The sequence below is a fragment of the Moorena sp. SIO4A1 genome (assembly GCF_010672065.1).
In the GTDB taxonomy this organism is placed as follows: domain Bacteria; phylum Cyanobacteriota; class Cyanobacteriia; order Cyanobacteriales; family Coleofasciculaceae; genus Moorena.
Genome location: NZ_JAAHHX010000542.1, coordinates 1 through 1697, shown reverse-complemented (window position 1 = coordinate 1697; position 1697 = coordinate 1). Strand labels below are relative to the sequence as shown.

At 42.9% G+C, this 1697-nt stretch carries 3 protein-coding genes; all 3 read right to left on the bottom strand.

Features of this window, described 5'->3' with window-relative positions:
* Positions 1-382, bottom strand: a 382-nt coding sequence (locus F6K53_RS40400; RefSeq protein ID WP_293085765.1) for an RRXRR domain-containing protein, incomplete at its 3' end; no start/stop codon positions are given.
* Positions 383-934: 552 nt separating this feature from the next.
* The gene (locus F6K53_RS40395; RefSeq protein WP_293055077.1) at positions 935-1072 is read right to left on the bottom strand and encodes a hypothetical protein; all 138 of its coding nucleotides are present in this window, start codon (positions 1070-1072) and stop codon (positions 935-937) included.
* A 25-nt stretch (positions 1073-1097) separates the two neighbouring features.
* Entirely contained in the window at positions 1098-1322 is a 225-nt protein-coding gene (locus tag F6K53_RS40390; protein WP_293085768.1) for a hypothetical protein, read from the bottom strand.
* Between the last annotated feature and the right edge of the window lie 375 nt (positions 1323-1697).

The following is a 1697-nucleotide window of genomic DNA, read 5'->3' as shown; positions in this document are numbered from 1 at the left end:
TAAGCCATCCTTCTGGGCGAATCCGATTCAGGAACCTTCGCTTGCGATACCTTAGTTTCCGGTTACGTCGCCCTCGTCTTAAGGCTCTGCGAGAGTCGAGAGCCTTCTTGATTTGTTCTGTTCGGTGTTCGATCTCTAAGGCATGGGTCACCCGGTAGGATTGTTCCTGGACTACTGCCATTCCCGTGACCTTGGAGCCTGGATCAATTTTAAGTCGGTGGGGATGGGTAACTGAATCCTCCACCGTCCTGTCTAGCAGTACGATGGTGAACGGGTAGCGCTTAAACACCCTGGCGCGTCCGTTATTGAGCAGCTTTCTTGCCCGTGCTGGATGACAAGGATCAAGGGGTTTAAGGTTTTTATCTAGAACAAAGGCGTACATTACTGCACCTCTCAATTTCTTGGTAAGGTTTGCCTCGACGTTGTTAGTACTCGGTACTTTCCTGATCACACTGGCTTTTCCGAATGACCTGTTTAATGACCCGGTTGTAGAGCTTGGAACTGGCACGCATCCCAAGGTACGAACTTTAACCCTTGCTACTAACGGCTGCCTGAGGCGAGGCCAGAAATCCTCGTCTCGTCTCAGGCCATCTGGTCAACAGGCTTGATTCAAGCCCACACTGTACCCAGTAGGGTCAGTGTGCGGTAGTTGACCCATATTCAGTTCTAAGTTATTTCTTTAAATACTTTCTGGATAATTATACCAGTGATTGCTGCTTTTTATTGGAACTATGGGAATTTTAAGACGTGTGGTAAAATGGGGACAGATCACCCTATATTTATGAAATATCTAGGGTTTTTATATAGGTTTTAAACAGGCTTATGGTAGTCATTTATATGTATGGAAAATGGTAAATCTAAGAGGGGAAATAGCTTCGGAGTTTTATGGTTAAAGAAATAAATACTGCCTAATTTTACATCTCATTTATAAATGCTATAACGCCTTCAAGCTAGTAAGGTGCAAATTTATAGATTTTAGGGAGCAGGGAGCAGGGAGCAGGGAGCAGGGAGCAGGGAGCATAGAATACAAAAGTCGAAAGAGGGAAGAGGTAAAAAATAATCTGTACCTCATAGCTACGATAAACCCTATAACTTCATTATTTAAGAATTTCATCATACTGATTGCTGTCATCTTGTTGTTCCTTGATTGAGTTTATAATCTCGTTTAATGGCTTTTGGTTTAGCCACTGATGGCGTTCTTTGGTATAATCACCTTGACCCCAGTTAAAATATTGAATAAACCGAATTGCATCAACCATTCCTAAAGCATCAACTAAGGCTTGATATCCTTGTTTGATAATTTCCTGTTGGGGTTTAATCATCATCGTTATTATCCATTTGTGTAGATTATATTAGCCAACGCACAGGATTATCAACAGCTACATTGATTGCCCTAATATTTCGTTTAGCTTTGTTAATAAGTCTGTCATCTGTAGCTCAGGGGGTGGCAAAAATGCTAAAAATTAGGCGTTGCTTAATAATGGAATGATTTTAAGAGTTTTTAGGTGCGCTTGACCTTGGCGAATTTAATTCTTCATGGGTCAAGCGCACCTTTGACTAAAATAAGCTGACGGCTGTTCGCGTAGCGTGAGCCTTTGGCTCACGGCTGACGGCTGATAGCTGATAGCTGAACGCGCACGCGTGCGCGTAGCGCTTAAGCTGATAGCTTAGATTGCTGTTACCCAAAAGGAACATTC

What these genes read in the sequence shown, in the direction of transcription:
- F6K53_RS40395 (WP_293055077.1), bottom strand. Translation starts at nt 1,072, where the DNA reads ATGAGGTACAGATTATTTTTTACCTCTTCCCTCTTTCGACTTTTGTAT.
- F6K53_RS40390 (WP_293085768.1), bottom strand. Translation starts at nt 1,322, where the DNA reads ATGATTAAACCCCAACAGGAAATTATCAAACAAGGATATCAAGCCTTA.